Raw genomic sequence first — 20435 nt, forward strand, 5'->3', positions numbered from 1 at the left:
CACTCCTGGGTAGGCTCGGCAGACATGGAGCATGAGGTGTTCGTCATGATGTCCGCCGAGCGTCTCGGTGAGGCGCTGGCCGACCCCGCCCGGGTGGCCCGCGCGATCCCCGGGCTCCAGCAGGACGTGGGAGCGGAGGCGGAGTCGGTCGCCGGGCGGCTGAAGGTGCGGGTCGCGGGACACACGATCACCTACCGGGGCACGCTGAGGGTCAGCAGGCAGGACGAGACGTCGTACGCGATCGAGGCCGAGGCCTTGGAGGCGCGCGGCACCGGCGGGGTGAAGCTCTCCCTGTCCCTGCGCCTGCTCCCGGCCCGCGGCGGCACCACGCTGGCCTTCACGGGGACGGCCACGGGCGACGGGCGGATCGCCGAACTCCCCGAGGACGCGGTCGCCTCGGCCGGGACGCGGCTGCTGGGGCGCTTCGCGGAGGGACTCGGGGCCGGGTCGGACGGGACGCCCGGACCCGCCGAGAAGCGCGCCGACGGAGACCCGCCGATCGAGGACCTCCTCCCCACCAAGGAGCCCGATCCCACCGAGCCCACCGAGAGCGGCCGAGGCCGCGAGGGCGCTGGGGGGCGCGAGGGTGGCGAGGACACCGGGGGCCGCGAGGGTGCTGAGGGCCACCACGAGGGCGTCGGGGGCGGCGAGGGCGACGAGGGCGGCAATGCCGAAGGCCCTGGCCCTGGCACGGGCACCGGTTCCGACTCCGGCACTGGCACCGACTCCGGCCCTGGTACGGGTACCGGCACCGGCTCCAGCACGGACGCCGGCTCCGGCCCTGGTACGGGTACCGGCCCCGGTACGGACGCGGGCACGGGCACCGGAACCGGCCCTGGCACTGGCTCCGGCTCTGGTCGAGGGGCGGGCCCGGGTGTGGGTTCCGGGGACGACTACCTGGCGGGGGGCTTCGACGGCGAGGACGACAACGCGCCGGTTGTCCCGGACGCTTCCTCGCTGGACGGAGATCCCCAGGCCGAGGCGGCCCACGCCCGGCGCACGATGATCGGCCGCAGCGCGGAGGAGGTCGACCACGCGCCCCCGCGCGGCCGCTACGCCCCCGTACCCGTCCCGGAGACCGCGACGGCCACCGCGACCCTGCGCTGGGCGGCACCGGCGGCGGCCCTGGTCGTCGCGTCGGTGGTCGTGGCGGGCCGGATGCTGCGCCGCCGCCGCTGACCCGGCGGGCCGCCGTGAGCGCCGGGTGCCGAAGGTCCCAGTAGGGTCGGCCTCGTGAGCAACGACGAGATCAGGTTGGCCGCGGGAGACGCGGAAGTGGTCCTGGCGCCGGGAAACGGCGGACGCGTGCGGAGTCTTCGCGTCGGCGGGAGCGAACTGCTGCGGCAGGGCGAGCGGTTCGGGTGCTTCCCGATGGCGCCCTGGTGCGGCCGGGTCCGGGACGGCAGGTTCCGCGACGGCGGCACGGTCCATCAGATGCCCCTCAACAACCCGCCGCACGCCATCCACGGCACCGTGCGGGACGGCGCGTGGCGGGTGGCCCGCGCGGACGGCGCCGAGGCGGTCCTCGTCCAGGACCTGGCGGACCCCTGGCCCTACCCCGGCCGTGTCACCCAGGTCTTCACACTCACCGAGGACTCCCTCACGCTCACCATGGCGGTGGAGGCGCACCACTCCTCCTTCCCGGCCCAGGTCGGCTGGCACCCCTGGTTCAACCGCAGCATCCAGGGCTCCGAGGCGCGCGTCGACTTCTCCCCGGCGTGGCAGGAGGAGCGCGGCGAGGACCACCTGCCGACGGGCCACCGCATCGACCGCAAGCCCGGCCCCTGGGACGACTGCTTCGGCATGCCCGACGGAGTCGACGTCACCCTCACCTGGCCCGGACTGCTGGAGCTGAAGGTCACCAGCCGGGAGGAATGGGTGGTGGTGTACGACGAGCAGGAGGAAGCGGTCTGCGTGGAGCCGCAGACGGGCCCGCCCAACGGCCTCAACACGCTTCCGCGGCTGGTCACGCCCATCGAGCCGCTGGAGGCCGCGACGACGTGGAGCTGGCGTCGCCTCTAAGCTGAGGGCCATGACTGACCTCGACGAAACAAGGCCCCACGGCACACGTGACGAGCTGCTCCAGCAGATCAAGGACAAGGCCGTGGTGCACGGCAAGGTGACGCTGTCGTCGGGCCTGGAGGCCGACTACTACGTGGACCTGCGCCGCATCACCCTCGACGGCGAGGCCGCCCCGCTGGTGGGTGAGGTCCTCCTGGACCTCACCGCCGACCTCGACTTCGACGCGGTGGGCGGCCTGACCATGGGCGCCGACCCGGTCGCGGGCGCGATGCTGCACGCCGCCGCCAAGCGGGGCCGCAGGCTGGACGCCTTCGTCGTGCGCAAGGCCGCGAAGGCGCACGGTCTGCAGCGCCGCGTCGAGGGCCCGGAGATCAGGGGCCGCCGGGTACTGGTCGTCGAGGACACCTCCACCACCGGCGGCTCGCCGCTGACCGCGGTGGAGGCGGTGCGGGAGGCGGGCGCCGAGGTCGTCGCCGTCGCGACCATCGTGGACCGGGCGACCGGAGCGGCCGAGAAGATCCAGGAGGGCACCGGGGTTCCCTACCTGTTCGCGTACTCCAAGGACGACCTGGGTCTGGACTGAGCGCGGAGTTATCCACAGGCTGGACAGGGTGCCCCTCGTATCCGGCACGGTCTGCGAAGATGGGCCGCGACGATGACGTCACCCCCTAGGTCAGGGCTTGTAGTACGCAGGACGAATCCCCGCAACCCGCACAACAAGGAGCGGACAGATGCCCATCGCAACCCCCGAGGTCTACAACGAGATGCTCGACCGGGCGAAGGCTGGCAAGTTCGCCTACCCGGCCATCAACGTGACCTCGTCGCAGACCCTGCACGCGGCCCTGCGCGGCTTCGCGGAGGCCGAGAGCGACGGCATCGTCCAGATCTCGACGGGTGGCGCCGAGTTCCTGGGTGGCCAGTACAGCAAGGACATGGTCACCGGCGCGGTCGCCCTGGCCGAGTTCGCGCACATCGTCGCCGAGAAGTACCCGGTGAACATCGCGCTGCACACCGACCACTGCCCGAAGGACAAGCTGGACGGGTATGTGCGGCCGCTGCTCGCGCTCTCCGAGGAGCGTGTGGGCCGGGGTGAGAACCCGCTGTTCCAATCGCACATGTGGGACGGCTCGGCGGAGACCCTCGCCGACAACCTGAAGATCGCGCAGGAGCTCCTCGAGCGTGCCCGCGCCGCCAGGATCATCCTGGAGGTGGAGATCACCCCCACCGGCGGTGAGGAGGACGGCGTCACCCACGAGATCAACGACTCGCTGTACACCACGGTGGACGACGCGGTGCGCACGGCGGAGGCGCTGGGCCTCGGTGACAAGGGCCGCTACCTGCTGGCCGCGTCGTTCGGCAACGTGCACGGTGTGTACAAGCCGGGCAACGTGGTGCTGCGCCCCGAGCTGCTGAAGCAGCTCAACGAGGGCGTCGCCGCCCAGTACGGCCGCCCGGCGGGCAGCCAGCCGTTCGACTTCGTCTTCCACGGCGGCTCCGGCTCCAGCGAGCAGGAGATCCTGACGGCGCTGGAGAACGGCGTGGTCAAGATGAACATCGACACCGACACCCAGTACGCGTTCACGCGTCCGGTCGCCGACCACATGTTCCGGAACTACGACGGCGTGCTGAAGGTCGACGGCGAGGTCGGCTCCAAGAAGACCTACGACCCGCGCACCTGGGGCAAGCTGGCCGAGACGTCGATGTCCCAGCGCGTCCTCGAGGCCTGCGGCAACCTCCGCTCCAGCGGCACGCGGATCAAGTAGCGACGCACCGGGTGTTCCGGGGCGGGGTGACCCGTCCCGGAGCGCCCAGGTCTGGCCCGCGCGCGGGGGACGAGAGATGATCCGTGCATGGCTGTCAGTGCGGAACAGCTCGGTCCCGCCGTCAGGCTGGAGTCACCGCGGGGCAAGTGGATCCTGCTGACCACGGTGCTCGGATCCAGCATGGCGCTGCTGGACTCCACCGTCGTCAATGTCGCGCTGCCCCGGATCGGGGAGGATCTCGACGCCGGTCTCGCCGCCCTCCAGTGGACCGTCAACGCGTATCTGGTCACGCTCGCCGGTCTGATCCTGCTCGGCGGTTCCCTCGGGGACCGCTTCGGCCGCCGCAAGGTGTTCGTCGTCGGCGTCGTCTGGTTCGCGAGCGCCTCCCTGCTGTGCGGGCTCGCCGTCGACGCGACGATGCTCATCGCCGCCCGCGCCCTCCAGGGCATCGGCGGCGCCCTGCTGACCCCCGGCTCGCTCGCCCTCATCCAGGCCTCGTTCCACCGGGACGACCGGGCCCGCGCGGTCGGCCTGTGGTCCGGCTTCGGCGGTATCGGCGCCGCCGTCGGCCCGTTCCTGGGCGGCTGGCTGGTGGCGGGCCCCGGCTGGCGCTGGGTCTTCCTCCTCAACGTGCCGCTCGCCCTGCTGTGCGCTCCCATCGCGCTCCGGCACGTCCCGGAGTCCAAGGACGACCGCGCCCACGGGAGCTTCGACGTCCTCGGTGCCGTTCTCGGCGCGCTGGCCCTCGCCTTCGTCACCTACGCCCTGATCGAGGCCCAGGGCGGCTCCCCGGCCGTGGCACTCACGGCGGTCGCGGGTGTGGCGGCGGGCGTCGCCTTCGTGGTCGTGGAGAGGCGCCGGCCGGACCCGATGCTGCCGCTCGACATCTTCGCCTCGCGCCAGTTCACCTCGGTGAACCTGGTGACCGTGTGCGTGTACGCGGCCTTCGGCGGTTTCTTCTTCCTCACCGCGTTGCAGCTCCAGGTGGTCGCCGGCTACTCGCCGCTGCGTGCCGGTACGGCCCTGTTGCCCACGACCGTCATGATGCTGCTGTTCTCGTCCCGCTCGGGCGCCCTCGCCGAGCGCATCGGACCCCGCATCCCGCTCACCGTCGGTCCCCTGCTGTGCGCGGGCGGCATGCTGCTGATGCTGCGCGTCGGCAAGGACGCCTCGTACCCCGTCGACGTGCTGCCCGCGCTGGTGGTGATGGGCGCCGGCATGGTCACCCTGGTCGCGCCGCTGACCTCCGCCGTGCTCGCCTCGGTGGACACCGGCCGGGCCGGACTGGCCAGCGGCGTCAACAACGCGGCGGCGCGCGCGGCCGGCCTGATGGCGGTGGCCGCGCTGCCGCTGCTGACGGGGATGGGCCCGGACGCCTATCGCTCGCCGGACGCGTTCGACGCCGCCTTCGACCGGGCGATGCCGCTGTGCGCGGGGGTCCTGGTGGTCGGGGCGGTACTCGCCTTCGCGACGGTGCGCCGCCCGGCACCGGACTGCCGCCGCCCGGAGTGCCGCACCCACGGCTGCCTCACGACACCGCCCCTGGAACCCCGCCGCAGCGTCCCGGCCGCCGCCCCGCCGTCGCCGGACGACAGGACGAGAAGCCCCGAGGGCCCGCCGGGCGGCCCGGGCGGCTCCCAGACCTGAGCGGCGGCCTCGGGCCCTCATGCGTCACCCGGCGCTCAGCACCAGCCACCGGCCGGACCAGCGCTCGTGTCCGCCAACCCGCCGTCGCCGGGCGACAGGGGGGAAGCCCCGACGGCCCGCCGGGCGGCGTCGGGCCGCTATGCGTCACCGGGCGCTCAGCACCCGCCACCCGCCAACCGCCGGCCCAGTGCTCGTGTCCGTCCGGGTGCCCCTGGCTCGGCATCTGGCATCCGGCATCGGCCCCTCGCCACCCGTTGGCCGGGGGCCGGGGCCGCTCGGCGGTGCGTCGCGGTGGTGCCGGACCGCTGCCGCCCCGCCCCCGCCGGCTACCGGCGCAGCGCGGCGTAGGCCTCGGGGCTGCTGTCCTGGAGGAACTGCCAGCAGCGCTCGGCCTCGTCCTTCTCGTCGATCGCGTCGGCGGCCCGCGCGAGGGCGGCCAGGCAGCGCAGGAACCCGCGGTTGGCCCGGTGCTCCCAGGGAACCGGGCCGTGGCCCTTCCACCCGGCGCGGCGCAGGGCGTCCAGACCGCGGTGGTAGCCGGTGCGCGCGTACGCGTACGACTCGACCACCCGTCCCGCCTCGAAGGCGTCGTCGGCGAGCATCGCCCAGGCCAGCGAGAACGTGGGGTGCTTCGCCGCGACCTCGGCCGGCGGCCGGGACTCCTCGCCCAGCAGGCGGTACGCCTCCACGTCCTCCGGGAGGCGGGTCGGCTCGGGGCCGCCGAGCAGGTTCTTGTGCGTCGTCATGCGGTCAGTCTGCCACCCGCCGCGGGCCACGGGGCAGGACGTCCGGACGCGCGGGCCGCGCCGGAAGAGCGCCGCGGACGCCGTGCCGCACATGCGCCGGGCCCCGCACCCGGGCAAGATCATAAGGGTGCGTCCCGTTCCTCCCGTTTCCTTCGCCCCCCACGTCCCTCCCGTGCCTTGCGGCGCCGGGAATGATTGCGCAGGATGCGCGTGGGGACCGGGGCCCCCGTGCCGGCATCGGCAGGGGCGGACCGCTACCCGAGCACACACAGGAGACAGCGATGGCCGCACAGGCTCAGCAGTCCCATGAGACGCAGGAGACATCAGGGACGCAGGGGACATCGCAGCCCGAGGCCCCGCATCTCGACTTCCAGGGCACGACGCCGTACGAGGACTACGTCAAGGCGGATCTGCTCACCCACCTCCAGAGCCCCCTGTCCGACGATCCGGGCGAGATGGTCTTCCTGGTCACCACCCAGGTGATGGAGCTGTGGTTCACGGTGCTCGTCCACGAGTGGGAGACCGCCGCGCGGGCCCTGCGCGAGGAGCGGGTGCCGGTGGCGGTGGACGCGCTGAAGAGGTCCGTACGGGAGCTGGAGGCGCTGAACGCGTCCTGGCGGCCCCTGGCCCAGCTGACGCCCGCCCAGTTCAACTCCTACCGCTCCGCCCTCGGCGAGGGGTCCGGTTTCCAGTCGGCGATGTACCGCCGCATGGAGTTCCTGCTCGGTGAGAAGTCGGCGTCCATGCTGGTCCCGCACCGCGGCGCGCCGCGTGTCCACGCCGAGCTGGAGAAGGCGCTGCACGAGCCGAGCCTGTACGACGAGGTGCTGCGGCTGCTCGCACGGCGCGGGCACCCGGTCCCGGACGCGGTGCTCTCCCGCGACGTCTCCCTGCGCTACGAGCCCTCGGACGAGGTCGAGGCGGTGTGGACCGCCCTCTACACGGGGGACCCGACGGACGAACTCGCGCGTCTGGGTGAGGCGTTGACCGACGTCGCGGAACTGGTGCTGCGCTGGCGCACCGACCATCTGCTCGCCACCCGGCGCGCGATGGGCTCCAAGGTCGGCACGGGCGGTTCCGCCGGGGTGGCCTGGTTGGAGAAGCGGGCGCAGAAGAACGTGTTCCCCGAGCTGTGGACGGCCCGGTCCCATGTCTGAGGCGACCGAGGCGACTGCGGCGACCGAGGGCACCTCGGCGACCGGGGTGGCCGCGACGGCCGCGGCGCTGGACGCGGCCGACGAACTGGCCCCGCTGCGCGCGAGGTTCACCCTCGACGACGTCGTCTATCTTGACGGAAACTCCCTGGGTGCCCTGCCCGCCCACGTGGCGGACCGGATGGACGACGTCGTCCGCCGGCAGTGGGGATCGCTGCGGATCCGGTCCTGGGACGAGAGCGGCTGGTGGACGGCGCCGGAGCGGATCGGCGACCGGATCGCCCCGCTGGTGGGCGCGGCGCCCGGGCAGATCGTGGTGGGCGACTCGACCAGCGTCAACGTGTTCAAGGCGCTCGTGGCCGCCGTGCGCATGGCCGACGGGACAGGCCGGGACGAGATCCTGGTCGACGCGACCACGTTCCCGACCGACGGCTACCTCGCCGGGTCGGCGGCCCGGATGACCGGCCGCACCCTGCGCCCGGTCGCCCCGGCCGAGGTGCCCGAGGCCCTGTCCGGCCGTACGGCCGCGGTGCTGCTCAACCACGTCGACTACCGCACCGGCCGGCTGCACGACCTGCCGGGGCTCACGGCCGCCGTGCACGCGGCGGGAGCCGTGGCGGTCTGGGACCTGTGCCACAGCGCGGGCGCCCTGCCGGTCGGCCTGGACGAGCACGGGGTCGACCTGGCGGTCGGCTGCACCTACAAGTACCTGAACGGCGGCCCCGGCTCCCCGGCCTACCTCTATGTACGCCGGGACCTCCAGGACCGCTTCGACTCCCCGCTGCCGGGCTGGAACTCGCACGCCGAGCCCTTCGGCATGCGGCCGGACTACGAGGCGGCGCCGGGCGCGGTGCGCGGCCGTGTCGGCACCCCGGACATCCTGTCCCTGCTCGCCCTGGAGGCGGCGCTCGACGTGTGGGACGGCGTCACCGTCGAGGCGGTGCGCGCCAAGTCCCTCGCGCTCACGGACTTCTTCCTGGAGTGCGTGGCCGCCCACGTCCCCCGGGGCGCGGTCGAGTGCCTGACCCCCCTCGCGCACGCGGAGCGGGGCAGCCAGGTGGCGCTGCGGTGCCGTGACGCGGGAGAGGTGATGCGGCGGCTCGTCGCGGGCGGCGTGGTCGGCGACTTCCGTCCGCCGGACGTGCTGCGGTTCGGGTTCACCCCGCTGTACGTGGGGTTCGCGGACGTGGAGCGGGCGGCCCGGATCCTGGGGGAGACCCTGTCCTGAGGGGCGCCTCCCCGGGACCCCGGTGGCCCCGGGGACGCGGTGAGGTCCTGCGGGACCGTTCGTCGAGCGGTCCCGCGGGCGGTCCCGTGGGCCGGTGCCGTCCGCCCTGGTAGCGTCCCCGCGAACGCCCGGCCGCCCACCGGTCACGGCGGTCGTATCCCGTCTCGCCGCTGAGAGGTTGGAGCATGCCGGACGACGCCCGCGACGCCGCGGAGGAGGCGTCCCTCTTCTCCCATCCTCCCGTCGAGCCGGACGCCACCGCCGCCTACGGCGACCATCCCGACCAGGTCGTCGACTTCTACGCCGCCAGGGGTGTGGAGCCGGCCGGCCCCGCGGGTGCCGCCCCGCTCGTCGTCGTGCTGCACGGGGGAGCGTGGCGCTCGCCCTACGACCGCCTGCACATCAGCCCGTTCGCGGACTTCCTGGCCCGCGGGGGCTTCGCCGTGGCCAATGTCGAGTACCGCAGGGGCGCCCTCATCCCGGCCCAGGCCGACGGCTGTGCGGCCGAGAGCGGCGGCACGGCTCCGGCGGCGGGCCGCTGGCCCGACACCTTCGACGACGTCGCCACCGCGCTCGACGCGCTTCCCGACCTCGTGGGCCGGGCGCTGCCCGGGGCCGATCCGCGCCGCATGGTGATCACCGGGCACTCGGCGGGCGGTCAGCTCGCCCTGTGGCTGGCGGCCCGCCATGTCCTGCCGAAGGACTCCCCGTGGCGTACGGACCGGCCGGCGCCGCTGCGGGGAGTGGTGGCGCTCGCCCCGATCGCGGACTTCGAGACCGCGCGGGACCTCGGGGTGTGCGGTGGGGCGGAGACGCAACTCCTGGGCGGCCCGACGTGGTTCGAGCGGCGGCGCCCCTACGCGGACCCCTCCCTGCTGCTGCCCACAGGCATCGCCACCACCCTGGTCCAGGGGTGTACGGACGTCGTCGTCCCGCAGGCGGTCGCCGAGGCGTACGCGGACGCCGCCGCGCGGGCCGGTGAGGTCGTCGGCCTCACGCTCCTGGAGGACGTGGGCCACTTCCCCCTGATCGACCCGGCGGCGGACGCGTGCGCGGTGGTGGCGGAGGAGATCGCGCAACTGGCCTGGTGAGCAAGGCCTTTGCGGCCCCCGGCCGTCCGCCGCCCGCGGGGCGCCCGTAGTACCCGTAGTCCCCGAGGACTACCTCCGCAGTGGGCTCTTCGGCATGACGCCGACTACACCTCACCCTTCGTAACTTCCCTTCCGTGACGGCCCGATGAGCGGGCCGGCGGAAGGGGGAGGACGCCATGGGACTCCGGGGGAGGCACCCGGTCGCGCGGGCGGCGGCCGCGGCGACGGATCGGGGGGCGGGCGCGGCGACGGCCGGGGGCACCGCCGCGAAGGGAGCGGTGCCCCGCGAGGGCACCCGCCGGCGCCGTGGCCGCCTGCGGCGCACGGGGCTCACGGCGCTGCTCGCGGCCGCCGTCGTCATCCCCCTCTCGGCCGGCGTACGCCCCCCGATCCCGGCGCCGCCCCCGGCCCGGCTCGCCCCGCTCTCGGTGGCCACGATCGCCGCGATCTACGACGCGAACCGCGCGGACGCCGCGACGGCGTCCCGGATGGCCGACGGCCACGGCGACCGGCACCGCGCGGCGGTCGAGCGGGCCATGGCCTCCCCGGACCGCCACCTCCTGGCCTTCGACGGCCGGGGGACGGGCCGGGTGGCCGAGGTCTTCGGGGACCTGGCCACGGCGGAGCACATCGCGGTCCTGGTCCCGGGCTCCGACACCACCCTGGACTCCTACGGCCGTCTGGGCGCGGGCGCGGGGGCCCTGTACCGCGCGGCCGGGCCGCACACCGCCGTCATCGCCTGGCTCGGATACGACACGCCCCGCATGATCAGCCCGAGCGCGCTCACCACGACCCGGGCCGAGGAAGCGGCGCCCCTGCTGCGGCGGTTCGTGCGCCAACTGCGCGGGGCGCGGGGCGAGAGGCCCGGCATCTCCCTGCTGTGCCACTCCTACGGCACGGTGGTCTGCGCCAAGGCCGCGGGCGCGGCCGACGTCCAGGACGTCGTCCTGCTGGGCAGCCCCGGCACCGGCGTGGACCGTGCCGCCGGGCTGCGCACCCGGGCCCGTGTCTGGGCGGGCCGCGGGGCGGGCGACTGGATCGCGCACGTGCCGCACGTCAGCGCCGACCTGTTCGGCACCACCACCGGTTTCGGCGCGGACCCCGTGTCGCCCGGATACGGCGCCCGGGTCTTCGCGGCGGGCGGCGGCGGCCACAGCGACTACTTCAGGCCCGGTTCGCTCTGCCTGCGCAACCTCGCCCGCATCACTCAGGGCCGTGCACCGGAGGCGCCCCGTGCGTGAGCATCCCCCGCACGCGCACGCAGGGCTCGCGAAGGCCCGGTCGGCGACCGCCGCGACCCGCTTCCGGGAGGCGGCGCGCCGTGTCGACGCGGCCACCCCCGCCGACCGTGACCGTGCCGTGGACGCGCTGCGGGCCCTGGCCGTCCTCGGGGTCGTCCTCGGGCACTGGCTGGTGACCGCGCTGGTCGCGGACGGCGGCTCCCTGCACACCGCGAGCCCGCTGCGCCACCATCCGTGGCTCGCCCCCGTCTCCTGGGTGTTCCAGACGCTCGCCGTGTTCTTCCTGGTGGGCGGGCACGTGGCGACGAAGGGCCTGGCCGGCGCGCGCGCCGAGGGCCGCACCTACGGGCAGTGGCTGCGCGGCCGGCTGGCCCGGCTGACCCGGCCCGTCGCGGCCCTCGTCGGCCTGTGGACGGTCCTGGCGTGCGCCCTGCTCGCGGCCGGCGCGGACGCGGTCACCCTCCACACCCTGGTGAAGCTGGCGCTGTCCCCCCTGTGGTTCCTGCTGGTCTTCGCGGCGCTGACGGCGGCGACCCCCCTGCTGGCCCGCCTCCACCCCCTCTGGCCGCTGGTCGTGGTCCTCCACGTGGACCTGGTCCGCTTCGGGTTCGGCGGCCCCTCCTGGCTCGGCTGGGTCAACGTGGCGGCCGGCTGGGCGGTGCCCTTCACCCTCGGCGCGGCCTGGACGCGCGGCGAACTGGAGGGCCGGCGCACGGGCTGGGTGCTCCTGCTGGCCGGCACCGCCGCGACCGTGCTGCTGGTGGCCTTCGCGGGCTACCCGGCGTCGATGGTCGGCGTCCCGGGCGAGGCGGTCTCCAACCTCGATCCGCCGACCCTGGCCGCCGCCACCTTCGGTGTCGCCCAGTGCGGAGGGGCCCTGCTGCTGCGCGCACCGCTGCGCCGTCTGATGCGGCGCCGCCTGCCGCTGTGGGCGGCGGTCGCGATGGTGAACCTCTTCGCCATGACGATCTATCTCTGGCATCTGACGGCGCTGATGGCGACCACGGCCACCGGCCTCCTCGCGGGACCCCTGCCGGGCCTGCACACCGCCCCCGCGGGCCTGACCTGGATGGCCTGCCGGCTGGCCTGGCTCCCGGTGTTCGCCGTCGCGCTGGCCGTGTGCTGGGCCGCCTTCCGCGGGCACGAACAGGGGCCGCGCCGGCGCGCCACCCCCGCCGCACCGTCCTCCCGGCGCCTCCGCGGCCCCTCCGTAGTACTTCAGGCGGATCCCCAAGGCCCCTCTCACCGGTGACGACGGCCGCCTCCGCCGCCGCCTACCTTCGATACCGTGACCGAGACGCCCCAGACACAGACGCCGCCGTCGCATCACGGCGCGGAGGGTCCGTACAGACCGTACGTACCGACCAGCCCGGAGTACCAGGCCCTCGTGAGGTCCCTGCGCGGCCTGCGGCAGGACCTGCTCCACGACGTCCTCGCCTACCGCCCGCTGCCGCCCCGCACCGTCCGCGGGCGGCGCGGCCGGCCGGTGGGCCGGTGGCGGGCCCGGTACGGGCCCTGGACCCGGCACGGCCTGGTGGCGGCGGCCGGCCTGGTGGCGATGTCCGGCGGCTGGCAGGGCGGCGGCGCGAGCCCGGAGGCCCCCCTGTTCGGCCTGATGGCCCTGTTCCCGGTGCTGCTCACCCTGGTCCGCCCCGCCGCTGCCTTCTGGCTGTCCCTGGCCGTGACGGCGGTCACCTCCATGCTGTCCGGCTCATTTGACGACTGGCCCTGGCAGCCCGGCACCTTCATCGCCCACCTGGTCGTGCTCACCGTGGTCGCGATACGGACCCGGCCGCGCACGGCGGCGTGGATGTGGGTGTTCACCGCGATCTACGCCTTCGCCGTCAGGAGCCTCCACGGCTACTCCTTCGGCGACAACCTGGCGCCCATGCTGGTGATCTCCGCGCTGGTCCTGCTGGTCGTCACCGTCTGGCACATCCGCCACGACGCCGAGCAGGAGGTGACCGCGCAGCAGACGGTGACCGCGCACGAGCGCTCCCGCCGCACCCTGCTGGAGGAGCGCACGACGATCGCCCGCGAACTGCACGACGTGGTGGCCCACCACATGTCGGTGGTCGCGATCCAGGCGGAGGCCGCGCCCTACCGGGTTCAGAACCCGCCCCCGGAACTGGAGAAGGCGTTCGTCACCATCCGGGAGAACGCGGTGGCGGCCTTGACCGAACTGCGCCGCGTCCTCGGCGTCGTACGGGCCGAGGACTACGAGGCCCCCGACGCCCCGCAGCCCACCCTCGCCGACCTCGACGCCCTGCTCGCCAATGTGCGTGAGGCGGGCTTGAGCGTGGAGAAGGCGGTCACGGGCGCGGTGCGGGAGCTTCCGCAGGGCGTCGAGCTGTCGGCGTACCGCATGGTCCAGGAGGCCCTCAGCAACACCCTGCGGCACGCCCCGGGCGCCTCTGCCCGCGTGGAGGTCGGCTATGTGCTGGGCGGCCTCGGCCTGCGCATCGTCAACGGGCCGCCGCCCCGGCCCGACCTGGAGAAGTCGACGCAGGGCGCGGGGCACGGCCTGACGGGCATGCGTGAGCGGGTCACGATGCTGAACGGCGAGATGACCGCCGGGGCGACGGACGACGGGGGATACGAGGTGGCGGTGTTCCTGCCGGTGGCCATGCCCGGGACGGAGGACGCCGCGTGAGCGCGGGAACCATCCGCGTCCTGATCGCGGACGACCAGATGATGGTCCGGGAGGGCTTCTCGGTGCTGCTCGGGGCGATGCCGGACATCGAGGTCGTGGGAGAGGCGGTCAACGGCCGGGAGGCGGTCGGGCGGGTCCGCGAACTGGCCCCGGACGTGGTGCTGATGGACATCCGCATGCCGGAGATGAACGGCATCGAGGCCACCCGCGAGATCGTCGCCGCGGACGCGTCGGCGAAGGTGCTGGTCCTGACGACGTTCGACCTCGACGAGTACGTGTACCAGGCGCTGCGGGCGGGGGCCTCCGGCTTCCTGCTCAAGGACGCCTCGGCACGTCAACTCGCCGACGGCGTGCGGGTCGTGGCGGCGGGGGAGGCGCTGCTGGCCCCCTCGGTCACCCGGCGGCTGATCACGGAGTTCTCCAAGCTGTCCGACGGCCCGCGCTTCCCGTCCGCCGCGCAGGGGGCGTACGGGGAGCTGACCGAGCGGGAGACGGAGGTGCTGGTCCTCATCGCGCACGGCCTGTCGAACGCGGAGATCGCCGGGCGGCTGGTGGTCGCCGAGTCCACGATCAAGACCCATGTCAGCCGCATCCTGGTGAAGCTGGGGCTGCGGGACCGGACGCAGGCGGCGGTGTTCGCGTACGAGGCGCGACTGGTGACGCCGGGCTGACCGCCGCCCCGGCGAGGACCAGGTCACGTCACCGCGCCTCGGGTGACCGGGCCTCCGGTCACCGAGCCTCTGGTCACCGGGCCTCTGGTCACTTGGCCTCTGGTCACCGAGGGGGAGGCCGGGCTAGCGTCCGTTCATGGCAGCCCGATCCTCCCTCGCGTTCGACCCCTGGGACCCGGCGTTCCTCGCCGACCCCTACCCCGCCTACGCCGAGCTGCGCGCGAAGGGCCGGGTGCACTACTACGAGCCCAGCGACCAGTGGCTGGTCCCGCACCACGCCGACGTGTCGGCGCTGCTGAGGGACCGGCGCCTGGGCCGGACGTACCAGCACCGGTTCACGCACGAGGACTTCGGGCGCACCGCGCCGCCGCCCGAGCAGGAGCCGTTCCACACGCTCAACGACCACGGCATGCTCGACCTGGAGCCGCCGGACCACACCCGGATCCGGCGACTGGTCTCGAAGGCGTTCACCCCGCGGACGGTGGAGCGCCTGAAGCCGTACGTCCAGGACCTGGCCGGGGAGCTGGTGGCCCGCCTGGTGGAGCGCGGCGGGGGCGATCTGCTCGCGGACGTCGCCGAACCGCTGCCCGTCGCGGTGATCGCCGAGATGCTGGGTGTCCCCGAGGCGGACCGGGACCGGTTGCGGCCCTGGTCGTCGGCCATCTGCGGGATGTACGAGCTGGGGCCGTCGCAGGAGACGGCGCGGCAGGCGGTGCTGGCCTCGACCGAGTTCTCCGACTATCTGCGGGGGCTGATCGCCGAGCGCCGCGCGGACCCGGGCGAGGACCTGATCTCGGGCCTGATCGCGGCGTACGACGAGGGCGACCGGCTCACCGAGCAGGAGATGATCTCGACCTGCGTCCTGCTGCTGAACGCGGGGCACGAGGCCACGGTGAACGCGACGGTCAACGGCTGGTCGGCCCTGTTCCGCAACCCGGCCCAGCTCGCCGCGCTGCGCGCCGACCACAGCCTCGTCCCGACCGCCGTCGAGGAGCTGATGCGCTACGACACCCCGCTCCAGCTCTTCGAACGCTGGGTCCTGGACGAGATCGAGATCGACGGGACGGTGATCCCGCGCGGCGCGGAGATCGCCCTCCTCTTCGGCTCGGCCAACCACGACCCGGCGGTCTTCACCGCCCCCGAGCGCCTGGACCTGACCCGCCGCGACAACCCGCACATCTCCTTCAGCGCGGGCATCCACTACTGCATCGGCGCGCCCCTGGCCCGCATCGAGCTGGCGGCGTCGATGACGGCCCTCCTGGACCGCGCCCCGACCCTGAGCCCGACCACACCCCCGACCCGCAAGCCGAACTTCGTGATCAGGGGCCTGGAAAGCCTGGACGTGACGATCGACTGATCACCCGTTCGGCTGATCGCGGGGCAGGCCGGGGCCGGGGTCCGCCGGGCCCGGCCATGCTGGTGCTCGCCTGCGAAGGGAGACACCATGACGGTCATGGCAGAGCGCACGTCGTCTCGGATGTCGGTGGACCTGTTCGAGCGGATGGCCGAGTTCGCCGCCTCTGAGGACGAGACCGTCAGGTTCGAGTTCATCGACGGACGGATCGGGCTCAAGAAGGTGACGAACGGTAACCACGGCGAGCCGGCGATGTGGCTGGTCTTCCAGTGCAAGCACGCACGACCGGACCTCACCCTCAACACGACGGGCCAGGGCCTGAAGGTCGAGGCGTACCGGAAGGGGCGTGCGCGACCCGACGCCGTGCTGACACGGGTGGGGTACTTCACGGACCAGGGCGAATGGGCCGACCCCGACGGCGTGTTGATGGCGGTCGAGATCACGTCGTACGACGCGGACACCCACCGGCGTGACCGTGTGGACAAGCCGCGCGCCTATGCCGAGGCGGGCATCCCGGTCTATCTGCTGATCGACCGGGACCACCACACGATCCTCGTCCACAGCGAGCCCGATCCCGAGGGCGGCTACGCCGACGTCCACACGGTCAGGCTCGGCGGCAAGGTCACCCTGCCGATGCCCGTCGGCATCGAGCTGGACACCGCGGAGCTGAAGCGCTGGGCGGACTGAGGGGCTCGGTTCCCCCGGTGGCTACCGCTCCTTCGTCTCCTCCAGCACCGTGCGTCCCAGCAGCGCGTACCGCTCCGGGGCGCGTCGCTTCAGGTAGCGGGCGTAGCCGATACCCGTCGCCGCGACCAGGGCCACCAGCCACGGGGTCGCCTTCAGGACGAGTGAGCCGGACTCGGGGCCGGCGGCGGCGCCCATGTTGGACAGCAGCAGCGCCACCACGCCCAGCATCGCGACCCCGCCGATCAGCGGGGCGGTGAGGGTCTTGAACCAGTGGCGGCTCTCGGGGTGGTGGGAGCGGAAGTAGACGAGGACCGCGAACGAGCACACGGCCTGGACGACCAGGATCGCCATGGTGCCGAGGATGGCCAGCAGGACGTAGGTCCCGGTGTACGGGTCCTTGCCCGCCGCCCAGAAGCCGCCGAGCAGCACCGCGCTGACGGCCGTCTGCACCAGGCCCGCGATGTGCGGCGAGCCGTGCCGTGCGTGGGTGCGCCCCACGGTCCGGCGCAGCGACGGCAGGACGCCCTCACGGCCCAGCGCGTACATGTAGCGCGCGGCGCAGTTGTGGAAGGCCATGCCGCACGCCAGCGAGCCGGTGATCATCAGCCACTGCATGACGTCCACCGCCCAGTGCCCCACATAGCGTTCGGTGGGGTTGAAGAAGAGGGAGAGCGGGTTCGCCGACGACGCGGCCTTGACCGCCTCAGCCTCCCCGCTGCCGCTGATCGCCATCCAGGACACGAGGACGTAGAACACCCCGACGCCGAGCACCGAGATCATCGTCGCCTTGGGGATGATCCGCTTCGGGTCGCGGGACTCCTCGCCGTACATCGCCGTCGACTCGAAGCCGACCCACGACCAGAAGGCGAAGAACAGCCCGAGGCCGGCGCTCGTGCCCTTGAACGCGTTGACCGGGTTGACGGGGGCGAAGGTGAAGCCGTGCGGTCCGCCGCCGTGCAGGGCCACGGACACCGCCATCGCCGCGAGGACGGTGACCTCGGTGGCCAGCAGCACGACCAGCAGCTTCTCGGCGACGTCGATGCCGAACCAGGTGCCGGTGGCGTTGAGGGCGAGCATCACCACCGCGAACGCCCACCACGGTATGGCCAGGCCGGTCTGGTCCCTGAGCGTGGTGGTGGCGAAGGTCGAGAAGATGCCGATCAGGGCGGGCTCGAAGACGGCGTAGGCGAAGGTCGCCAGCAGTCCCGACGCGAGACCCGCGGTGCGGCCGAGGCCGTAGGAGATGAAGCCGTAGAAGGCGCCGGTCGACGTGATGTGTTTCGCCATCGAGGTGAAACCGACGGAAAAGATTGCCAGGACGACCATTGCGACGAGATATCCGGCGGGCGCGCCGATGCCGTCGCCCGCCGAGACCATGAAGGGCACGTTGCCCGTCATGGCCGTGATCGGCGCGGCGGTCGCCACGGCCATGAACACCACACCGAGCAACCCGACGGCGTTGGGTTTCAGCCGATGAACGGTGCCTTCACCGTCGCCGTCGCCCGTCTTCGCGTCCGGGACCAAGTCATTCTGTACTGCCATCGGGTGGCCCTTTCCATGGTGCCGTGATCGCGCTGCGCACTGCTGCCGGAGTGGAACTCTGTGGCCCGAATGAGTCGACCAAGCGTGTCCGCACGTTAAATGTTTGTCAACCAGACCTTTAGAGAAATCTGTCGACTCCCCGGTACCCGACACGCCGGAACCGGACACCGCGGCACACGCCGCCACATGACCCCGCCACATGACCCCGCCACACGACCCCGTCGCGCGACTCCGCCGAGCACCCCCGCTACGCGAGCGGAACCGTGATCCCCCAGGCCCCCTCGCGGACCACCCAGGTCCGGCTGCGCACCGGGCCGCCCGGCAGCGCGTCCGCCCGGTAGCGGAAGTCGGGCCCCGACACCGTCACCGCCCGCCCCCGCGCCGCCAGCGGGGAGGAGGCCTCCGCACCCAGCGGCGCCGGCCGGACCTCCACCACCGCCGCGCCCGTCCGGTCCGGGACGACCGAGACCCGCTCCACCGGCCGGTCCAGATCCACCAGCAGGACGCCGTCCACGTCGACCCGCAGCCGCGAGGGCCCCGCCCCCGGCCGCGGCGGACGGGTCAGCGTCCGCACCAGCGAGCGCCGCACCCGCAGCAACCGCCCCCCGGACCCGCCCGCCCGCTGCGTGGGCACCGTCGGCAGGCCAGCCCCCGCCCCGATCCGCAGCTCGCCCAGCACCACCCCGTCGCTGTCGTCCACCAGCAGGTCCAGCCGCCGCTCCACGCCCTCCAGCACCGTCCGCGCCGCCGCCACCGCCCCGGTGGGCACCCCGAGCGAGCGCGCCAGCGACAGCGCGGATCCGACCGGCACCAGCGACAGGACCGTCCCGTCCAGCTCGCGGCGCCGGTGCAGCAGGGTCACCGCCCGCAGCAGCGCCCGGTCGTCCCCCACGACCACGGGTCTGCGCGACCCCCTGCGGGCCAGCGCCCGCGCGAATTCCTCCGGCCCCTCGGGCAGGCACACCTTGGTCGCCGCACCCGCGCTGAGCACGTCTTTCGCGATCCGTACCGACTCACCGTCGCAGGTGCGGGCGACCGGGTCGATCACCACGAGGAGCTGGTCGGAAGTCGCCACCTCGGTCCTGCCTCGCTTCCTCGGGTAGCATCTTTGTGCAAGAGCCCCTTGCGCTATTGCGCCAGGGGCTTCGTCTATTCCGGGGCATCCGGTCCGACGGTTTGCGGCCAAAGGCGGTCGCGGTGCACACGGTGGGTGGACCCTCCGCGTACGCCCCTGACCTTGGACATGCCCCGCCCGGAAGGGGTGTACGCGCGTGCCCGCACTTGTGCTGCTCGGTGCTCAGTGGGGTGACGAAGGCAAGGGAAAGGCCACCGACCTGCTCGGTGGCTCGGTGGATTATGTGGTGCGATACCAGGGCGGCAACAACGCCGGCCACACGGTCGTCGTTGGCGACCAGAAGTACGCCCTCCACCTCCTCCCTTCCGGAATCCTGTCGCCCGGCTGTACGCCTGTCATCGGCAACGGCGTTGTCGTCGACCCGTCGGTCCTGCTCTCCGAGCTGAGCGGTCTGAACGAGCGCGGCGTCGATACGTCGAAGCTCCTGATCAGCGGGAACGCCCACATCATCACCCCGTACAACGTCACCGTCGACAAGGTGACCGAGCGCTTCCTGGGCAAGCGCAAGATCGGTACGACCGGCCGCGGCATCGGCCCGACCTACGCCGACAAGATCAACCGCGTGGGCATCCGGGTCCAGGACCTGTACGACGAGTCGATCCTCACCCAGAAGGTGGAGGCCGCGCTCGAGGCCAAGAACCAGATCCTGAGCAAGCTCTACAACCGCCGCGCCATCGCCGTGGACCAGGTGGTCGAGGAGCTGCTCGGCTACGCCGACAAGCTCGCGCCCTACGTCGCCGACACGGTCCTGGTCCTCAACCAGGCCCTGGAGGAGGACAAGGTGGTCCTCTTCGAGGGCGGCCAGGGCACCCTGCTGGACATCGACCACGGCACGTACCCCTTCGTGACCTCGTCCAACCCGACCGCCGGCGGTGCCTGCACCGGCGCCGGAGTGGGCCCGACGAAGATCAGCCGGGTGATCGGCATCCTGAAGGCGTACACCACCCGCGTCGGCTCGGGCCCCTTCCCGACCGAGCTGTTCGACGAGGACGGCGAGGCGCTGCGCCGCATCGGCGGCGAGCGGGGCGTGACCACGGGCCGCGACCGCCGCTGCGGCTGGTTCGACGCGGTGATCGCCCGCTACGCGACCCGGGTGAACGGCCTGACCGACTTCTTCCTCACCAAGCTGGACGTCCTCACCGGCTGGGAGCAGATCCCGGTCTGCGTGGCCTACGAGATCGACGGGCAGCGCGTCGAGGAACTCCCCTACTCCCAGACGGACTTCCACCACGCGAAGCCGGTCTACGAGTACCTGCCGGGCTGGCAGGAGGACATCACGAAGGCCAAGACCTTCGCCGACCTCCCCAAGAACGCGCAGGACTACGTCAAGGCCCTGGAGGAGATGTCGGGCGCGCCGATCTCGGCGATCGGCGTCGGCCCGGGCCGTGACGAGACGATCGAGATCAACTCGTTCATCTGAAGGCTGTCCCCTCCCTCCAGGCCCGCAGGGCCGATCGGATTCGGGGTCCTGGCCGGTGATCGTCCGCGACCGCCGGCCAGG

At 73.1% G+C, this 20435-nt stretch carries 18 protein-coding genes; 15 read left to right on the top strand and 3 right to left on the bottom strand.

The window, feature by feature from the left end; translation table 11 throughout:
• The first annotated feature begins 24 nt into the window (after positions 1–24).
• The 5 genes from AB0C59_RS08700 (at position 25) to AB0C59_RS08720 (ending at position 5432) form a co-directional block, all read left to right on the top strand.
• Positions 25–1179, top strand: coding sequence for an SRPBCC family protein (locus tag AB0C59_RS08700; RefSeq protein WP_363002041.1), 1155 nt, complete (start codon positions 25–27; stop codon positions 1177–1179).
• A 54-nt stretch (positions 1180–1233) separates the two neighbouring features.
• On the top strand, positions 1234–2022 hold the full coding sequence (locus AB0C59_RS08705; protein WP_363002043.1) for an aldose 1-epimerase: 789 nt from the start codon (positions 1234–1236) through the stop codon (positions 2020–2022).
• A gap of 10 nt (positions 2023–2032) precedes the next feature.
• Positions 2033–2605, top strand: coding sequence for an orotate phosphoribosyltransferase (gene pyrE, locus AB0C59_RS08710; RefSeq protein ID WP_363002045.1), 573 nt, complete (start codon positions 2033–2035; stop codon positions 2603–2605).
• A gap of 148 nt (positions 2606–2753) precedes the next feature.
• Positions 2754–3785: a class II fructose-bisphosphate aldolase gene (fbaA, locus tag AB0C59_RS08715; protein ID WP_363002047.1), complete on the top strand. Its 1032-nt coding sequence runs from the start codon at positions 2754–2756 to the stop codon at positions 3783–3785.
• 87 nt (positions 3786–3872) lie between these two features.
• The gene (locus AB0C59_RS08720; RefSeq protein ID WP_363002049.1) at positions 3873–5432 is read left to right on the top strand and encodes an MFS transporter; all 1560 of its coding nucleotides are present in this window, start codon (positions 3873–3875) and stop codon (positions 5430–5432) included.
• 326 nt (positions 5433–5758) lie between these two features.
• Here the strand turns inward: AB0C59_RS08720 and AB0C59_RS08725 are convergent, their stop codons facing one another.
• Positions 5759–6178, bottom strand: a complete 420-nt coding sequence (locus AB0C59_RS08725) for a DUF3151 domain-containing protein (RefSeq protein WP_363002051.1) — start codon at positions 6176–6178, stop codon at positions 5759–5761.
• Positions 6179–6459: 281 nt separating this feature from the next.
• Between AB0C59_RS08725 and AB0C59_RS08730 the strand changes: the two genes are divergently transcribed.
• The 9 genes from AB0C59_RS08730 (at position 6460) to AB0C59_RS08770 (ending at position 16257) form a co-directional block, all read left to right on the top strand.
• Positions 6460–7335: a tryptophan 2,3-dioxygenase family protein gene (locus AB0C59_RS08730; RefSeq protein WP_363002053.1), complete on the top strand. Its 876-nt coding sequence runs from the start codon at positions 6460–6462 to the stop codon at positions 7333–7335.
• The gene (kynU, locus tag AB0C59_RS08735; RefSeq protein WP_363002055.1) at positions 7328–8560 is read left to right on the top strand and encodes a kynureninase; all 1233 of its coding nucleotides are present in this window, start codon (positions 7328–7330) and stop codon (positions 8558–8560) included. The genes AB0C59_RS08730 and kynU overlap by 8 nt, the downstream gene beginning before the upstream one ends.
• Positions 8561–8745: 185 nt before the next feature.
• Complete coding sequence (locus AB0C59_RS08740; RefSeq protein ID WP_363002057.1) at positions 8746–9651, top strand: alpha/beta hydrolase; 906 nt, start codon at positions 8746–8748, stop codon at positions 9649–9651.
• Between the two features lie 176 nt (positions 9652–9827).
• Complete coding sequence (locus AB0C59_RS08745; RefSeq protein WP_363002059.1) at positions 9828–10892, top strand: alpha/beta hydrolase; 1065 nt, start codon at positions 9828–9830, stop codon at positions 10890–10892.
• Positions 10893–11010: 118 nt separating this feature from the next.
• Entirely contained in the window at positions 11011–12144 is a 1134-nt protein-coding gene (locus AB0C59_RS08750; protein WP_363002398.1) for an acyltransferase, read from the top strand.
• Positions 12145–12180: 36 nt separating this feature from the next.
• Complete coding sequence (locus AB0C59_RS08755; protein ID WP_363002060.1) at positions 12181–13545, top strand: histidine kinase; 1365 nt, start codon at positions 12181–12183, stop codon at positions 13543–13545.
• The gene (locus AB0C59_RS08760; protein WP_363002062.1) at positions 13542–14216 is read left to right on the top strand and encodes a response regulator transcription factor; all 675 of its coding nucleotides are present in this window, start codon (positions 13542–13544) and stop codon (positions 14214–14216) included. Before AB0C59_RS08755 ends, AB0C59_RS08760 begins: the two co-directional genes overlap by 4 nt.
• A 136-nt stretch (positions 14217–14352) precedes the next feature.
• On the top strand, positions 14353–15573 hold the full coding sequence (locus tag AB0C59_RS08765; RefSeq protein ID WP_363002064.1) for a cytochrome P450: 1221 nt from the start codon (positions 14353–14355) through the stop codon (positions 15571–15573).
• 87 nt (positions 15574–15660) lie between these two features.
• A complete protein-coding gene (locus AB0C59_RS08770; protein ID WP_363002066.1) occupies positions 15661–16257 on the top strand; it encodes a Uma2 family endonuclease in 597 nt (198 codons plus the stop codon).
• Between the two features lie 21 nt (positions 16258–16278).
• Here AB0C59_RS08770 and AB0C59_RS08775 read toward each other — a convergent pair whose 3' ends face one another.
• A complete protein-coding gene (locus tag AB0C59_RS08775) occupies positions 16279–17799 on the bottom strand; it encodes an APC family permease (protein WP_363002068.1) in 1521 nt (506 codons plus the stop codon).
• 247 nt (positions 17800–18046) lie between these two features.
• A complete protein-coding gene (locus tag AB0C59_RS08780; protein ID WP_363002070.1) occupies positions 18047–18874 on the bottom strand; it encodes a diacylglycerol kinase family protein in 828 nt (275 codons plus the stop codon).
• A 196-nt stretch (positions 18875–19070) separates the two neighbouring features.
• On the opposite strand from AB0C59_RS08780, the gene AB0C59_RS08785 reads away from it, so the two are divergent.
• Positions 19071–20354: an adenylosuccinate synthase gene (locus tag AB0C59_RS08785; protein ID WP_363002072.1), complete on the top strand. Its 1284-nt coding sequence runs from the start codon at positions 19071–19073 to the stop codon at positions 20352–20354.
• Positions 20355–20435: the final 81 nt, after the last annotated feature.

It is taken from the genome of Streptomyces sp. NPDC048664 (assembly GCF_040650555.1).
Lineage (GTDB): Bacteria > Actinomycetota > Actinomycetes > Streptomycetales > Streptomycetaceae > Streptomyces.